The organism is Streptococcus sp. 3.1 (genome assembly GCF_016648915.1).
GTDB classification, from domain to species: Bacteria; Bacillota; Bacilli; order Lactobacillales; family Streptococcaceae; genus Streptococcus; species Streptococcus salivarius_E.
Genome location: NZ_JACLQV010000021.1, coordinates 16,836 through 33,635, shown reverse-complemented (window position 1 = coordinate 33,635; position 16,800 = coordinate 16,836). Strand labels below are relative to the sequence as shown.

The window sequence follows — 16,800 nt, the reverse complement described above, 5'->3', positions numbered from 1 at the left end:
ATATAAGACTGTATCATACTGAATGAAAATGAAATAATTACTAATTTAACACTAAGTTATAATTAAACTAAAGACATGTTTTAGTAGAAAATCGTAGCTTTTTAGTTAAAGAAATATGAGTTAGATTTAATTTTATTATGAAATTTTCTTGATTGTTTGCCATAAAAATAGTAAAATCATTTCAGGACTATATTGATTAGGCAGGTTATATATATACATGGGAAATATTATTTCGGACTTGAGACAACGACGGAAATTGTCAAAGAAAACATTAGCTCATGACCTAAATGTCGATGCGGGGACTATTGACAAGTGGGAGAATGGAGCTAATATACGTATGGAAAACGTTATAGCTATAGCCGAGTATTTTGGGGTATCTACAGACGATATTTTAGGAACAAGATAATATTAATTACGAATCAAGTGTAACGAAGTAAATACCAATTTTTTTGATTGAAAATAAGAGTGGGACAATGACAACAGCAGCCAATAATCCAAAGATAATTACTTTAGAAGACCTAGAAGAAAAGTTAGAATCATTTATTTATGAATTTAATGACGACCTATGCCGAACCATTATTGAGTATATGCTTGACTCGGAAGGGCCATTTGCAATTACTCGATATAAGAAGTTTGGATCACCATGGTTTTATCAGGCAACTAGAGATATTTCTGATAAACTCTGGAGAAAGCTAATCGAAGAGGGAAAACCAGAGACTGAAGCTAAAGTCATAGCTAAAGATGTAATATCAACGTACTATCAATATATGTTATTTGATATGTTACTTGCGGGGCAAAATAACCTAGCTTCAAAAGAAGTCCAGGTAAGGATTTCTAGCTTGACAAATAAACGGCAACAAAATGAAGTTAAAAAATTAGCCTTCATGAAAGGTTGCAGAGAATACGTTCAGAATTTACCGTTTAAAACACTAAACAATTACATTCCTCTAGCCGAATTGTTTAAATACGCCGGTGTCGGAGAAGTTCCAGATCTAGCGAAAATTTTCAGCTTGCTTGATTCAAGTGAAGCTGGATGTTTGAAAAAAGTCGGAGAAGTTATCCATTTTGACGATGCTGCAGTAGATGAAGTGATTGAAAAAAGATTTTTAAGGAGTTCTCAACTTCGTTTCTCTAGTGGTAAACTATTATACAACTCAGAAAGTGTTGTATTTAAATAGTATTTAGAATGAATAAAGGGGAAAGGATATAATTTTAAGTACTTTTAAGTCCAAAGACAAATCAATACTTTTTATACACAAAATATTATGTGAAGGGGTGTATAAAGCTAATGCTATATTCTTCATAGTAACTTAGAAATTAATCACTCAAAAAAACGAGACCTTATTTATAAGGAGATACAATTAAATGGATAGTCAAACTTGACAGTTTTTTTAGCAGGGATGATAAAGGTTAGGTACTTGAGGTAAAACATTGTCTGAATGAGACGATGTATTGAAGGAACTGCATGAGGACTTGTTGAAGCTATTGTCTTTTTCGTTTCTCATAAAAGTCAGCGATATGGCAGGGATTGGTATGACTAGGTGAAGCGATGTTGTGAATGCACTTGAACAAGATTTTTCTGGCATAGGGATTACCTCGTTTAGTGATGTGTTCCTTGGCTAGAAAGTTCCCAGATTCATAGTGTCTCAGGTCAATGCCAATAAAAGCGTTGATTTGATTGGCAGACTGAAAGCGACGAATATCTCCCAATTCGCCAATGATAGATGTCGCTGTGGTTTCTGCGATGCCAGGAATTGATCGTAAGATGTCATACTCTGGTTAAAGCTGGGCTAGAGCAACCATGTCGTTTAAGACAACCTGTCTGCGTTCAGAAAGACGAAGCAATTCTTGAGCATAGTAACGAACCTCTTCTATCATAGGAGAGGTTTTTGAAACAGCAGAATAAGATTGCTTTGCCAGTCCAACTAACTTCTCAGCCAAGTTAGCTACTCTGTTCTCTGAAATGCGTTTAGAGGTTGAGTTGCGAATAGTCTCTTTCACCTCAACCTCTGATAATTCCAGCACCCAATGCTTTGTTGGGAAGATGGACACGAGATTCCAATATTGCTCACCTGTAGGAGTAGATAGTAGAATCTCGATTTCTGGGAAGGCGACTTGAAGAACTTTGTGCAGCCTATTCTTCGTCCTTACGATATCCTCTGTCAGATTTTGGTAGAATCGGCTAAGATCATGCAAGCTTTGATAGACTATTTATTGAACGTAAGTTGGCTTACGGTTTAAAACAAATTGTGACGAAGCAAGTTTCTCTGCGTCAATCTTATCGGTTTTCCGGACTCCTAATCCATCAAGTTGCTTCTTAGTTTCCAAAGGATTAAGACGTGTATAGTCATAGCTGTTTTCTTCTAGAAAAGCCTGAAGTTGGCGAGAGTAGACATCAGTAGCTTCGAAAATAATTTCAGGGTTGCTCACGGTCTTTAGATCCTCCAGTAGATGAGAAAATCCGATAATGTCATTAGGCATAGTATAGCCATGAACCCTTTCACCATTTACAAGAATAGCAACTTCTGAGCTTGCTTTACTCACATCAATTCCAAAAACTGTCCGCATTTTAGTGATGTCATTTTCAATATTCGACGTCTAGCGCCAAAAGAAGTCACGACTTAACAAGACACCTCTACTTTAACACAAAGAAAAAGTAGTGAGTACTCTCTCCCGTCGGAGATTTCTTCACTACTAATCTTAGTATGTTTACTATATGCTTAATACGAATTTAATATAAGTTTATCTGAAGAAGCACTTTACTGTTATTAGCAAATGCGGGAGATATAATTAGTCTTAAATAAGATGAATTATAGTTTAAGTGAAAATCATAACTTATATTTAGTTATGAGTCATGTTTTATAGGACTTATATGATTATTTAGAGGAGTATTTATTAATTCAATAAACTGTTTTGAAAAGACTTCTGGGGGAGTGGGAAAAGGTTCAGTAATCCAAGTTTCTATAATACTTAATACACAATTCACAATATAATTTGATAAAGCGTTGTTATGTAGGAATGAGTGGCTTAAGTTGATAGGTGCATTTAGTAGCCAGTTGGAATATTTTTCTCGTAAATAATTTCGCCAATTAGGAATAGCAGATGTAGAGTAGATACAGCGGAGCCAATCTCTATATTTATATAATTCTGGAATAATAATTTTTGAAAAGAAAACTTCGATTGAAAGATTGTGTTCTTCGAACAGTAAAAATTGTTCGTTTATAGTAGTATCTATGGATTGCATGATGAAATCTACTATTTCCTCATAACTTTTGAAATGCTTTTGATATATTGCTTGTCTCGAAATCTTTGCCTCGTTAGCAATTTCAGTTATACTGAAACTTGAGCGTTCTGGATATCGTTCTGCTAGTTTGAAGAACGAGTTAATAATCTTCTCTTGAGTTCCTTTTACCATATTAAATCCTAAAAATTTACAAACTGTCAAAAAATTTATGTCTAAGTAATATTCTAAATAGAAAAAATATAATTTACAAGTCTAAAATGTTGATAATGTGTCAATTTTTTTGATACGAAGTTCAAGATTAACGATGAGTATTATCATGTATAATAGAGAGGAGAGTAAATTAATCAAAATTCTTTCCCATTTTTTAGAAATAGTAAGTAGTGATATAGAAAGGAAAATATGAATACAGTTGCAGTAGAAGTAAAACACTTATCTAAGAAATTTCAAATTGATAAAAATAAAGACATTTCGGTTCTTAGAGACATTTCTTTCGAAGCGAACTATGGTGAGTTTGTTTCTATACTAGGAGTAAGCGGGTCTGGTAAGTCAACCTTGTTAAATTGTATATCGAGTTTATCAGCACCAACAGAAGGGGTTGTAAAGGTTAATAATTGTAATCCTTATCAATTAAAGAATAGTAGATTATCAAAATTTAGAAGAGAAGATATTAGTTTTATTTTTCAGTCTTATAACCTACTTCCAGCTCTTCCAGTTCTGGAGAATGTAGCTTTGCCTCTTAGATTGTCCCATAAAAAAGTATGTAGAGACGATATTCAGACATTGTTAGATAAGATGAATTTTAGAGCTGATTTGATGTCTTCAGTTTCTTCGTTATCTGGTGGAGAAAAACAGAAAGTAGCTATTGCAAGAGCGATTCTTTCAAAAACTCGTATCATATTTGCAGATGAACCGACTGGTGCATTGGATAGTACGTCAAGGAAGATTATTTTTGAGATGTTAGCTGATTTAGCCCAAGAGGGAAGATGTGTCATTATGGTGACCCATGATATTGAGTTAGCAAGTCAAACAGATAGGGCTCTAATCTTGAAAGATGGCAAAATCTATCAGGAATTGTTCAACCCCACAGCTGAAGCTCTTTATAAGGCATTAGAGATAGAAAATAGTGGGGATTAACTTAAAATGTTCAAATTAATTTATTATCAATTTAAGTATTCAAAAAAACAGTGGCTTGGAATGTTTCCCCTATTTTTCGCTTCGAGTTTATTAGTTGGGATGTGTCTGTCTGTAGCATTTAGTACCATAAAGTATCAGCAAGTATTTCGAGATGTTGGGAGTCCTACCTTATTATTTGTAGGGCCAGTTCTTTTTGGAGGATTTACTTTATTATTTCTGGTTTCCGGTCTAATCCGACTATTTTTGAATTTAGCAAAAGAGGATTATCGCCAATGGTCAATAAATGGAGGAAGCCGAGTTCAGTTGTCGTTATTGATTAGCGGACAACTTACTATTTTTGCATTTTTAGTAAGTATAGTAGGAAGTTTTTTCTCAATTTTTTGTGCAAGATTTTATTACAGTTATGCGCAATATTTGGGAGGAGAAAAATTATTACCAACTATACCGATTGATTTCAGTATATCAGCATTCCTCTTGACCATACTTATTATTTGCCTACTTGCTTTCATAGGTAGCTTTCTTTACTTATATAAAATTCTAGGGAATGCAGTTTTGCTTGGTGATAGATTTGACTCTAAAAACCACTTTGTTGTTAAGATAATAAAGGTATTAGGCTTTGCTATTAGTTTAGGGTTCTGGTTAAAATTGCTTATTCCATTCTTCACAGTATCTGTAAACAAGCCCAATGAAAACTTATTATTCAGACTGGATGACTCAATCTTACTTATCTTAGTTATGCATTTGTTTTTGTTGGCCTTCATTTCACCACATATTCAAATTTTTCTAACTAAAATTTTATTAGCTTGGCGTTCGTCTTATGATTTTGTAATGGCAAAATGGATTATTCTGAAGGATAAAGAGTATTTAAAGTCATTAACAGTATCTATTTCGATAATAGCAATCTTAATATCAGAATTAATGATTTATTCTGACATTGCCTACTCAAATCTAGCAAAGAAAACAGCATCAGTTGAAATAAATGCTGTTCTACTATTTTTTGTAGTGGGACCATTAGTAGTTGTGATAGCCAATCTTATTTCTATTACCGTTCTTTCTTCAGTCAAAGAAAAAGAAGAGAATCTGCAATGGGAGAGAATTGGAATATCACATAAGCAGACTGTAACTATTAGATCTGTACAAGCAATAACATATGCAGTCATCATGCTTATTAGCACAGTCTTCTTCAATATTATTTTCTTCGTATTAATGCATAAAGAAGCTCTATTATTAGGGATCAAACAGATGAATTATGGAACTATTATTTATTATCCAATTATTATTTCTATAGTTATGTATTTGTTTGTTTTTATTACCAAAAGTTGGTTTGATGTTAAAAATAAAGCAAATTGATATATTATTGAACAACTCTCTTTAAAGTGGATAAAGAAATATTATAAAATTAAGCATCGGACTTGTTTATCATTTTAGGAGGGATGAGTCCGTTGTTGTGCTTCTTCAAAATGTAGTACTCGTATTTAAAATATTCAAAGAAGCCATTTATCCGTACGTAATCAATGCATTTGCTAACACAGAACATAGACTGTGGAACCTGAATTATAAGGTATAGACGACTTTAATGACTTTGGGCTAAAGTATAGTCGTAAAGCTTATTATGCATTATAAGATAATACATGGTCCTAATAAGGCGATGTATAGAGGCAATCGTATGTGGCTTAGTTGAAGCTATTGTCGATTGTCTTTTTCGTTTCTCATAAAAGTTAGCGATATGGCAGGGATTGGTATGGCTAGCTGAAGCGATATTGTGAATACATTTGTACAGAATTTTTCTTGCATAAGGATTCCCACGCTTAGTGATATGCTCTTGACTTAGGAAATCTCCCGATTCATAGTGTTTGAGATCAATACCGATAAAAGCGTTGATTTGATTAGCAGACTTAAAGCGACGAATGCTTCCTAATTCGCCAATAACGCTTGTAGCCGTTGTTTCTGCGATACCAGGAATAGAGAGAAGAATCTCATATTCAGGTAGAGGTTTAGCTAACTCTATCAACTGTTCTAAAACTTGTTCTCGACGGTTTGTCAACCTTATAAGTTCCTGTGCATTATACTTAACCTCTTCTATCATAGGAGAGGTTTTTGAAATGGCAGAATAAGATTGCTTTGCCAGTCCAACTAACTTTTCAGCCAAGTTACCTACTCTGTTCTCTGAAATACGTTTAGAGGTTGACTGGCGAATAGTCTCTTTCAACTCAACTTCTGATAATTTTAGCACCCAATGCTTGGTTGGGAAGATGGAAACAAGATTCCAATATTGCTCACCTGTAGGAGTAGATAGTAGATTTCTGGGAAGGCGACTTGAAGAACTTTGTGCAGCCTATTCTTCGTCCTTACGATATCCTCTGTCAGATTTTGGTAGAATCGGCTAAGATCATGCAAGTTTTGATAGACTTTTTCTTGAATATAAGTTGGCTTACGGTTTAAAACGAATTGTGACGAAGCTAGTTTCTCTGCATCAATCTTATCGGTTTTCCGAACTCGTAATCCATCAAGTTGCTTCTTAGCTTCCAAAGGATTAAGACGTGTATAGTCATAGCTGTTTTCTTCTAGAAAAGCTTGGAGTCGGCGAGAGTAGACACCAGTAGATTCGAAAATAATTTCATGGTTGCTCACGGTCTTTAGATCTTCCAGTAGACGAGAAAATCCGACAATGTCATTAGGCATAGTATAGCCATGAACCCTTTCACCATTCACAAGAATAGCGACTTCTGAGCTTTCTTTACTCAAATCAATTCCAAAAACTGTCCGCATTATGTTTACCTCTTTGTCTTGAATGATTCCTTATTCTAGTGATGTCATTTTCAATACTCGACGTCTAGAGCTAAAAGAAGCCACGACTTTACAAGACACCACTACTTTAACACAAAGAAAAAGTAGTGAGTACTCTCTCCCGTCGGAGATTTCTTCACTACTAATCTTAGTATGTTTTCAAGTATACATTATCAGAGAAGTGTATCAATCTGGCTCTTGGTTTTGAGTTCTAATTTGTGTGTGGGTGTCACTGGGTTAAAAAAGGTATATGTGGTTTAGTATAATGGTTCCAAAAAATTGAAGAGAAGGACTAGACAAATGACAAGAACACCAGGTAATAAAAAATGGTTACAAAATATTGCTAAGAAAATCAATCTTCCACTTTATCCGAAGAAAAAATTTAATGGGGAAGAAGTAACTCTCATGCCAGATGGGACAGTTCGATTATCTGAAACAGGAGAAAAGCCTTCTGCTGAAGCACTGGAAGCCTATCAAGACTTCGTTAAAAAATTCAATGAAAGACTACGTCGTTTTGGAGTAAGAACAATCGATGGAAAAGCAACATTGAATACTGTCTCTCGATTTTCGGACGACTATTATAAGAAGTATGCCTCGACACCATTACTGAAACAAGTTTACCCAAACAATGACTTTCCTTTCCATTTGCAACTTCAAGAGGATTACATCATTCAGATTAACTATAGTCAAGAAACAGATTACAAGTTAATAAGTAAGCAACTAAACCAGTTAGATATGGATATTCTACTATTTATAGCTACTTTCCGAAATGTTCAACTCCTTCAAATTTCTAGGGAGTTTGGTTTACCTATTCCTAAAATCAAACCACATCTCAAGCGACTCAGAGAGTTTTACTTAGTTCAAGAGTGGGAGTTCGAACGTGAAGATACTCCAGGGGCTCTTGCGACAAGTTACTCTATTTACAGTCATGGAACAATGTTGCTCTTACTAGCAAATAAGATCAGCAGAAACTTTACTTATAAGTGGAAAGATATTCTTCGGGAAGAAGATAACTACTCTCCTATTCGATACTGGAAGGTCGTAGATGCTTATCAGAACTTCAAATTTAATCAAAACTATGCCTATTTTGTTCCTACGTCAAAACTGGAGAAGTTCACGTATACAGTGACAAAGACACAAGAAAAGAGTGAGCGTACAAGTCCTCTTTCTGGTATGGAGAAACGAAAATCAGAATTACAAGCCAAAAAGGCGAAGAAGAAAGAGCATACGTATACAGTCCATGTTCCTAGATATCTCTTTATCGGTCAGTTAGCTCTCAATAAAAAGGAAGATGACGGTACAAAGAATCTTTTTGATGTGTATCCTTATATCACTAATGTAGGTGATACTAGCGATCTTGATAAATTGCTTAATGTCTTTAAACATTTTGGACGTTTTGAGGATGGTTTAGATGAGGAAGGTAACAAACGTTATCTACTGATTATCGTTGACAATTTTGATGATATTCAAGAAATTGAAGATAAGTATATGCTTATTGAAAATGGTGGGTATAAGAACCTCAATAACATTATTTTCCTCAACCTAGAGCTTGCTGCAGAAGAAGGGATTGATAAGTCTCTTGTTGTTATCAGAAGTCAAAATGCAACAGATGGTGGTCGTGTGGCCAAATACATGCCTTTTAGAATGAATGAAGCGTTTAACGAGCGTCCACTAATCAAAGACGCTGAACTAGAAGAGTTAAATCAAGAAGAAGGTGATACTGATGCTTAATATCTATATTGATCCTTACGTTTTATCTCCTTTTGAAGCCTCTCCCTTTTTTCATAAGCTGACTAACTTTGCAAAATCTAAAGACCACAGAGTCGCTATTATGGGGTTTAAATCACATATATCTTGGAATGCTCTATCGTATTTAGAAGACAAGGCTAAAATTACGATTACTCATAACCATGCAGACCTAGAGGATGAGAAAAAACATGCCGTTCTGCTAGCGGGCTATTTAAAAAAGGGTATTGAGTTAGTCACGTCTCCAACAAGCCATATTACAGATATCTTCCTCTTTGATGAGCAGGCTCAGATGGATACGAACACGTTGTCTCAGCTACTCAGCAAAGTCCCTTACGTACATTACCTATCAACAGAGCATTTCTTCCATTCTCCTCACGTCAATAATTTCCCTAAGAACAGGCCATTTATTTTCAATACCCAACTTTTTCGAGACACGAGAAATATTTATTTTGCTAACAGTTTAGTAGAAGGTCATGATTCACTATTTGAAAGTTTAGCTAAGAACGATATTACCCAACAATCATTTTTTGGTAGCAACAACTATATCTATATACCAGGTCATAATGGAAAAGAAGTAGCACGTGCTAAAGTTATTATGAACGTCACAAAAATTGAAGATTTGACGGTTGAAAGCATAAAACCTTTAGAGCCAGTATCAGCCATTTCAGAACCTCAACAAAGTATGAAAGAGCTACGTTTAGACGAAATCGAAAAACGTCTAAAGCAGAAAATGCAAAGCTCAGATAAAATTAAAAACAATGAAAATTCAAGTGAAGTCTTGAAAATTACCTCTGAAACACTTACAATGATAAGGAAGGTAATGGATTGTATTAGGAGGATGGAAGATAGTTTAAATGCTAAGATGGCTGAACAAGCTGACGACAACAATAAACTTGATTCAGATTATGATCCATTATACGCCTTCAGGGCCCAACATGATAAATTGGGGGAAGATTAAACAATAATAAAGGGTTGAAGGAGAGTAAAATGACTGATGAAGTAATGACTAAAAAGAATATTTACTTAGTGTCAGATGTTGAAAAAGCTAGAGAACTTGAGGCATACATCGTAAGTACAAAAGATGGCATGGAAGTCTTTGGACTTATTGGCTGTGATGAACTTGAGGAATTAACAGATGCTCAACGAGAATTTGTGCAGAGCGATGAAGCGATGCAATTCAAAAGTAAATAAGCTCCATGATTGATTAAAAAGCTGAGAAATCAGCTTTTTTGTGTTGAAGAAAGAATTATAAGGGATTTAAAGAATGGAAGCATTACAAAATTTTATAACTGGGATATTTAATAAGATATCTTTTTTCGCATATAATTTTAGTAGAAAGGTATTCAAAAATGGGAAAATTGTTCTAAATGATATAAATGTTGATGACTTTACCATAGTTGAAAAAAACTATGCTTTAGAAATCAACTAGTGCTTGAAGAAGGGACTTATCCTTTTGATAAATTAGAATTTATGACGCAGATTGGTGAAGGCGCAAATGGAAAAGCGTACAAGGTGTTTCATAAAATCTTACAGATTGAGCAAGTAATAAAAATCTCTAAATCGGATTATAAAAAAGCCTTGCTTGAAGCAATCAAAAACTCATCTACTGAATTAAGTGATGTAATTGCAGTGGTATCAGATGCTGGGATTCTAAGTTATCCTGAAAACACGAGTTACTCAGTTATGTCTATAGTGAATGATTATATATCGTTCAAGGAATGGATTGATTGTCGAGATAAATTACTTGAATTTTGCGAAGATTATCGCGGAGAATCGCCTTTCAAATCAGAATCATTTTCGAAGTATTCTAATTTAATTGTCCAAGCGAGTTTAAATCTTATTGTTTGTTTATTAAATAGTTATTCAAAATTTGTTCAAAGCAGTACAATTCATGGAGATTTGAATCCTCATAATATCCTTGTAAGAGACAGTTTTTTTAGTGCAGAATTACAACGAAGATTGGTGGAGTATTTTGAATATACAAAGGAAGAAAGAAAATCGTTAGGGGAGACGGACTCCCCAATTAGTAGTATTATAAACAGTCTTAATTCTATTCGGAGTAAAATTTCACCAGGTACAGTAAGCTCTAGTATCTACGATGTAAAATTTATCGATTTAGGAACGAGTCAGCTAGAAACAACTACTAGAGAATTAGGTGAACAAAGAGATGTACATTTTATACTTGATAGTACAAGAAAACTTCTAAAACCTTACTTTACTGGAACATCTTTATTGCAATTTATTGATTTAGAGAATGTTGATGGAGAGTTATTGTTTTCTTTTGATGTTCCAGATTTTGATGAGAAGTTATCGAATGATTTGGAAGAGAAGTATGGTATTTCAAATGCAGTTCATAATGGTAGATTGACTGCAGATGAAATTAAACAATTGGTAGTAGAAATTTCTAATAAAAAAGGAAACAAATTGTTTAAGTATTTAGTAAATGAATCGCTATCTCCGTATCCTATTTTTGTAGATAATGAAGCATATGATTTTTCTGGGGATGTCGACCCTATTGATGAGTATCTTCACAAATACAATTATCAGGGGAAAGCCCCGTCATCTATGGTTGCTGGAGATATATTGAGATTGGTAGCATTACTTGTTATTTTACTAGGTCACATACATAGAGATCTTGGGGTTACAAAAAGTGAAACAGATGTAATTTATGAATTAAATAGTCTAATTTCGCCCCCTCCGATATACGAACAAGCTAAAGTTGATATCAGTAATTTAGATAACTCTATTTTTGATGCTAAATTTATAGAAACATGGGAAAAGTTAATGGTTTCACAAAATAAATACTTATCATTAGGAGTTTTGATACGGTGGGAAGAATTATGGAAATATCTTGAACATGTTTTTAGTAGTGAAGATGGAGCATCTGCTAAGATATGTAACGCTATTAGATTACAAGAAGATAAGTTCCAATTTAATCATCAAAAAGTTTGAAAATGTTTGATTACTAAGATGAATTTTAAGACCAAATGAAAATATAAATTTATATTAGCGGTTTTAATTTCCGATTATATGTTCCTGTTGTTTTATTGAAAATCGAGAAGAAAAATTTTTATATAGGTCCTATAGAAATTTCTGGTGGGCATATAACTAAAAGCTTAGAAAAACTCCAGCTAGATAGTTACAATTTGAGAAAAGTATTACCAATTAATACATCTATTCGGAAAACAGTTATTTGTTGAATACACATGTTAGCTATGATAAACTACTACTAACAAGAAAATTGTTAGATTTGAGGCTGATATGAAACAAGAAACACTAATGAAAAATATAAACGGGTTGCTTGAGATTATGCCTTGGTATGTTAAGGAATATTATCAAGCAAAGCTCGTAATTCCATATAGCTATAAGACACTGTATGAGTACTTAAAGGAATATAGACGATTTTTTGAATGGTTGATTAGAGATCATGAGAAATTGGGTAAAACCGCACGATACGCAGATTATGATACGATTGCCGATGTTCATATTGATGAGCTGGCCCATTTACCAAAGTCTATTATCGAAGCTTATTTTGTCTATCTTCGTGAAAATACTGAGCGTCGTTCAATCTCTGAAGTCAGCATTGTTCGGACTAAGGATGCTCTCTCAAGTTTGTTTAAGTATCTTACTCAAGAAACTGAGGATGACGAGGGTGAGCCTTATTTTTACCGAAATGTCATGGTTAAGGTCAAAATCAAGAAACCTAAAGATACCTTGGCTAGTCGTGCTGATAACATGAAAGAAAAACTCTTTTTAAATGATACACAGGCTTTCTTGGACTATATCGATAATGAACATGAAAAGAAAATCTCAAAACGTGCCCAGGTATCGTTTGTCAAAAATAAAGAGCGTGATCTTGCTGTTATAGCACTTCTACTCTCAACTGGAGTCCGTTTATCTGAATTGGTGAACCTGGATATGCAAGATGTAAATCTGGCCACAAGAACAATTACAGTTATTCGAAAAGGTGGGAAAAAGGACGTTGTAAATATAGCTCCATTTGGGATCCCTTATATCGAGCGTTATTTAGAAATTAGGAAGGGACGCTACGCAGCAAGTGATTCAGATAAAGCATTCTTCTTAACGACTCAGAATAAAGTACCTGCAAGGCTTGGCACACGTTCTGTCGAGCTCTTGGTGAAGAAGTTATCTACCGCCTATGGTAAGCCTACTACTCCTCACAAACTGCGACACACACTTGCGACACGTCTTTATGAGCAAACAAAAGACAGCCTCCTAGTCTCTCAACAATTGGGACACAAGGGGACTGCAATGGTAGAGGTATATGCACACGTAGCTGCAGAGACAACTAAGGAAGCATTAAGTGACTTGTAGTTTATTATCACTTCTGTTTTAGATATACACGATACATAGTACAATGGATATGTATGTATCGTATTAAGGTTCCATAATTACAGTTGGTTTTAGTTAATCTAGTTAAAAAGCAACAACCACATCATATAGGCTGTTGCTTTTTTTAGTGTATATGATTTTCCAAAAGCTGAATTTGAAGAATATTGTCGAATTGAACTAATCTATATCCTTCACTAGTCTTTATTGATATTTCCTTACGAGACAGCTCTCTCACTTCGCCGAATAAAGTAATTTTTCTATCACGATGTTTGATAGTGAACTGCCCTTTAAGTTGGTTGACATAGAGTTGAGAAAGTAATAAGAGTTTCTGAGGCTTACTTAGGTCTGTTGAGAAGTCAACACGATTTTTAGCAGCATGTAATGACGAGGTATGCTCGGATAGAAAGAACCCCATCCACTTTTGCATCCCTGGATCCTGGTATTCTCTTGCTGCTTGAAATGGTAAATAGGAACGATCAATCATTTTAGACCATCCAATCCACCAGCAGAATGTCCTCCGATGAGCCTACTTCTGGCAACACTCCTCGATGCACTATCAAGTGCATTAGCTTTTAACAGAGAAGTAAAACCAAATTGGTCTCTGATAGAATCTATTGCTGTCTGGAGCCTTTCTTCTTTTTCAATTTGTTCGACATCATCGAACAGTGAGATTAAACCAAAAGATTCATCTACAAAACCGGAATAATTAACCGCTACACTTCGGATTGCTCCTGAAGTGTATTTATTATGGAATAGTTTCAACACATAGTTTGTCAGCATGTCAGTGTTATTCGTTGGTTCTATTTTCATTTGAGTATTGATAGAACGTTTGTTTTCATGCTTAGAGTAGCCAAGGTGTATAGAAACAACAGTCGCTTTTTTACCTATCTTTCTCAGTCGGATAGCAACTTGCTCGGCCATCTCTCTAAGGACAATCTCAATATCACGTTGTCTAAAATAGTCTCTAGGGAGAACCTGTGAGTTGCCTAGACCTTTTGATTTGGGTTTGTAGGGCTTATGAACGTTACTTTCATCAATACCATTAGCATGAAACCATAAACGAAGGCCAGCTACTCCTAGTTCTTTCTTTAAGGTATCTGGGTTAGCATTTGCCAAGTCTTTGATTGAAAGGATGCCTAACGTGTTCAAGTGTTTTTCCATTCTTTTACCGATACCCCAGAAATCTGTCATCTTAGGAATAGACCATACCTTATTCTCCACATCCTCATAGGACCAGTTAGCTCTCATGGTTGGAGTTTTCTTTGCTTCATTATCAAGCGCTAATTTAGCTAGTAATGGGTTAGCATTGGACATACCAACGGTTGAATAGATGCCAGTTTGTCTCCAGATGTCCCTTTGAATTCTTGCTGAAATAAGGTCGAGTTTTTGCTTTCGTGACAACTGCTTATCTGGAACGAAGTAATTAAGAGAACTAGACAGGTCAATAAAACCTTCATCTATAGAATAAGGGTAAATATCGTTAGGGCTACCATAGTTTTGAAAAATGCCTTGGATTTCTATATTAACTGCGATATACTCGTCCATTCTGGGAGGAACGATGAAAGTCACTTTTGCCCAGTCTTCAATGAATCGCACGTATTCTGGATCTGTTCTCAGTCCTTGTTTCTTGGCATTGTAGTACGAGAACTTTCTTGTTTGAATATCAAAAGGGAGGTCGTATGCTCTTCCTACGTTTGATTTCCCAAACACTTTCTTAAATATCGGTGAAGAAGCTAGGATAAGACCTGCAGAGTTATCAGCTCTACTCATAACACATAGAGAAGTCTTTAGAGGATGTAGCCCTCTTTCAACACATTCTACGCTAGCATAGAAAGACTTCATATCAATAAAGGCAATATCACTGCGAGGTTCCCTAGTGTAATCAAAATATCCCATGTGTTACCTCTTTTTGTTAGTATATAAACTAACAAAAGTATAGACTATTTTGGTGAGGTTTTCAAGAGTTACAGTGTTGCCAATAGTCTTTGAGAGTAAAAAAAACACCAATAGCTGTGTAATTGGCGTTTTCAGTAGTCTTCTAAATATTTTTAAAAGGGGTATCGAGTTATGTGGAACTTATTCAGAACTTCCTGATGATGGCTCGGTAGTAGCATGATAGTTATTTGCCTGGTCAATCATATCTTGCACATAAACACCCAAGAGTGTGTTATAACCATTTTCATCAATATTACTATGAAATTCAGGATTTACCCTTGTTTCTTTCGATGATTCGGGAACTCCAGCATCTTGTTGTTGTGCAGGTGTTGTAGGGGTACTTCCAGCTACCGTATTGCTGTTACTCTGAGCTGATTCACTAACAGTAGCTTGAGTAGAGCTTGAACTAGACGATGATGGTTTCGTAGAGGATGAGGTTTCTGTTTTTGAGGTGTTTTTGTTTGTGCTATCATCTTTAATCTCGATTAACTTCTCATATATTTTTTGCGTCAAAGCATTTTGTTGTGAGGCCGTTAATGATGCTGCGACACGAATAACAACTGTTCCGTATACATAGTGTGAACCAGGGTTGATGACAGTTGGCAGGCCATCGAAAGCACTTAAATAGTCATTTCGTTTTTTGGCATCTTCAGCCGTTTTATAGACCTCAACACATCCACCTGCATCTGTACCTTTTGCAACTAAATCAGCTCCAGCAACTGGATTAGTCACTTCATTGTCAGAGAAATAAACTGCTGCCGTATAACTTCCTTGCTTGTTTAAACCTTGGTTTGGATCATTATCTTCTGTGGCTGACTGAACTTCTGAAATCGTATCAATTTCCTTAAGACGACTTTCCACAAATGTATTGGAAGGATTGGTAATTTGTTTTAACTGCTTAACACTTGTTGAATACTTCTGGTTTTTATCATTAAGATGTTTTATTTCTGTCGAGTAGTTAATTGGTTTTTTTAGTGATTTAACTTGTTTATTGATGTCGCTTGTTTTCTTTTTGATTTTAGGAATTACTTGCTTCTTCTTTTCAGCGGTTGAGACTTCGTTTTTTAGTTCAACCGTCAGATTTTCGTCTAAGGGCTTATCTTTACTACTAAGTAGTTTCTTAGACACTTTAATTGTTTCCTCTAAGCTACTGTTTTCTTTTTGAATTTTAGCTGTCACTTCATTAAATGACTGTACCGCTCTTTGATGTGGTGAAATTGCAAGTACATAGTACCCTATACCAAAACATAATAGTACGATAAGAGAAATTATGACACTTTTCTTTGTATCAATTTTTTTCATAAAATCAAATTTCATTTTCAATCTCCAAAATCAAGTCTTCAGGATCCCAAATAGCTATCAGGGATTTACTATTAATTATTCTGTTTTATTATACTTAAATATTCTAACATTTTAAAGTAGTCTTTTGATTATTATTCAAGAAAATTACTGGAGTTTAGAAGTTTGGGATCCTGTTTATCAACGATACTAAATAAATATTTCCTTTTTTTGAAGTTAAGAGTATGAGGTAATTCAATGTGTTAAGAAATAATTCATTCTGACTGAGATGAAATAGGGGTTCACTACACGTCAATAGA

13 protein-coding genes and 2 pseudogenes are annotated in these 16,800 nt (G+C 34.7%); 9 read left to right on the top strand and 6 right to left on the bottom strand.

Translation table 11 applies throughout. The annotated features are described in order from the left end of the window. The first annotated feature begins 217 nt into the window (after positions 1-217). Both H7U02_RS09980 and H7U02_RS09975 read left to right on the top strand, forming a co-directional pair. Positions 218-406, top strand: coding sequence for a helix-turn-helix domain-containing protein (locus H7U02_RS09980; protein ID WP_050989614.1), 189 nt, complete (start codon positions 218-220; stop codon positions 404-406). 67 nt (positions 407-473) lie between these two features. Beyond that, a complete protein-coding gene (locus H7U02_RS09975) occupies positions 474-1,178 on the top strand; it encodes a hypothetical protein (protein ID WP_201043302.1) in 705 nt (234 codons plus the stop codon). Between the two features lie 167 nt (positions 1,179-1,345). Here the strand turns inward: H7U02_RS09975 and H7U02_RS09970 are convergent. Both H7U02_RS09970 and H7U02_RS09965 read right to left on the bottom strand, forming a co-directional pair. Next, positions 1,346-2,568, bottom strand: a pseudogene (locus tag H7U02_RS09970) (IS110 family transposase). Between the two features lie 277 nt (positions 2,569-2,845). Then, positions 2,846-3,415, bottom strand: a complete 570-nt coding sequence (locus H7U02_RS09965) for a TetR/AcrR family transcriptional regulator (RefSeq protein WP_201043300.1) — start codon at positions 3,413-3,415, stop codon at positions 2,846-2,848. Positions 3,416-3,643: 228 nt separating this feature from the next. On the opposite strand from H7U02_RS09965, the gene H7U02_RS09960 reads away from it, so the two are divergent. Next, the gene (locus tag H7U02_RS09960) at positions 3,644-4,378 is read left to right on the top strand and encodes an ABC transporter ATP-binding protein (RefSeq protein WP_002891590.1); all 735 of its coding nucleotides are present in this window, start codon (positions 3,644-3,646) and stop codon (positions 4,376-4,378) included. Between the two features lie 6 nt (positions 4,379-4,384). Further along, the gene (locus tag H7U02_RS09955) at positions 4,385-5,728 is read left to right on the top strand and encodes a hypothetical protein (RefSeq protein WP_073687049.1); all 1,344 of its coding nucleotides are present in this window, start codon (positions 4,385-4,387) and stop codon (positions 5,726-5,728) included. Positions 5,729-5,951: 223 nt separating this feature from the next. On the opposite strand, the pseudogene H7U02_RS09950 reads toward H7U02_RS09955, so the two are convergent. After that, a pseudogene (locus tag H7U02_RS09950) lies at positions 5,952-7,147 on the bottom strand (IS110 family transposase). 318 nt (positions 7,148-7,465) lie between these two features. Between H7U02_RS09950 and H7U02_RS09945 the strand changes: the two are divergent. From H7U02_RS09945 to xerS, 5 genes are all read left to right on the top strand, one after another. Then, positions 7,466-8,896, top strand: coding sequence for a hypothetical protein (locus H7U02_RS09945; protein WP_201043298.1), 1,431 nt, complete (start codon positions 7,466-7,468; stop codon positions 8,894-8,896). Next, positions 8,889-9,872, top strand: a complete 984-nt coding sequence (locus H7U02_RS09940) for a hypothetical protein (protein WP_201043297.1) — start codon at positions 8,889-8,891, stop codon at positions 9,870-9,872. Before H7U02_RS09945 ends, H7U02_RS09940 begins: the two co-directional genes overlap by 8 nt. A 29-nt stretch (positions 9,873-9,901) precedes the next feature. Next, entirely contained in the window at positions 9,902-10,105 is a 204-nt protein-coding gene (locus H7U02_RS09935) for a hypothetical protein (protein WP_037598693.1), read from the top strand. Between the two features lie 237 nt (positions 10,106-10,342). Then, positions 10,343-11,866 carry a hypothetical protein gene (locus H7U02_RS09930; RefSeq protein WP_201043296.1) on the top strand — a complete coding sequence of 508 codons (1,524 nt, stop codon included), beginning with the start codon at positions 10,343-10,345 and terminating at the stop codon, positions 11,864-11,866. Positions 11,867-12,175: 309 nt separating this feature from the next. Continuing rightward, complete coding sequence (gene xerS, locus H7U02_RS09925; protein WP_201043295.1) at positions 12,176-13,249, top strand: tyrosine recombinase XerS; 1,074 nt, start codon at positions 12,176-12,178, stop codon at positions 13,247-13,249. A 142-nt stretch (positions 13,250-13,391) separates the two neighbouring features. Here xerS and H7U02_RS09920 read toward each other — a convergent pair whose 3' ends face one another. The 3 genes from H7U02_RS09920 to H7U02_RS09910 form a co-directional block, all read right to left on the bottom strand. Further along, positions 13,392-13,751: a hypothetical protein gene (locus tag H7U02_RS09920; RefSeq protein WP_070578474.1), complete on the bottom strand. Its 360-nt coding sequence runs from the start codon at positions 13,749-13,751 to the stop codon at positions 13,392-13,394. Further along, positions 13,748-15,163, bottom strand: coding sequence for a Y-family DNA polymerase (locus tag H7U02_RS09915; RefSeq protein WP_070578471.1), 1,416 nt, complete (start codon positions 15,161-15,163; stop codon positions 13,748-13,750). The genes H7U02_RS09920 and H7U02_RS09915 overlap by 4 nt, the downstream gene beginning before the upstream one ends. A gap of 180 nt (positions 15,164-15,343) precedes the next feature. Continuing rightward, positions 15,344-16,519: a hypothetical protein gene (locus H7U02_RS09910; protein ID WP_207185677.1), complete on the bottom strand. Its 1,176-nt coding sequence runs from the start codon at positions 16,517-16,519 to the stop codon at positions 15,344-15,346. Positions 16,520-16,800: the final 281 nt, after the last annotated feature.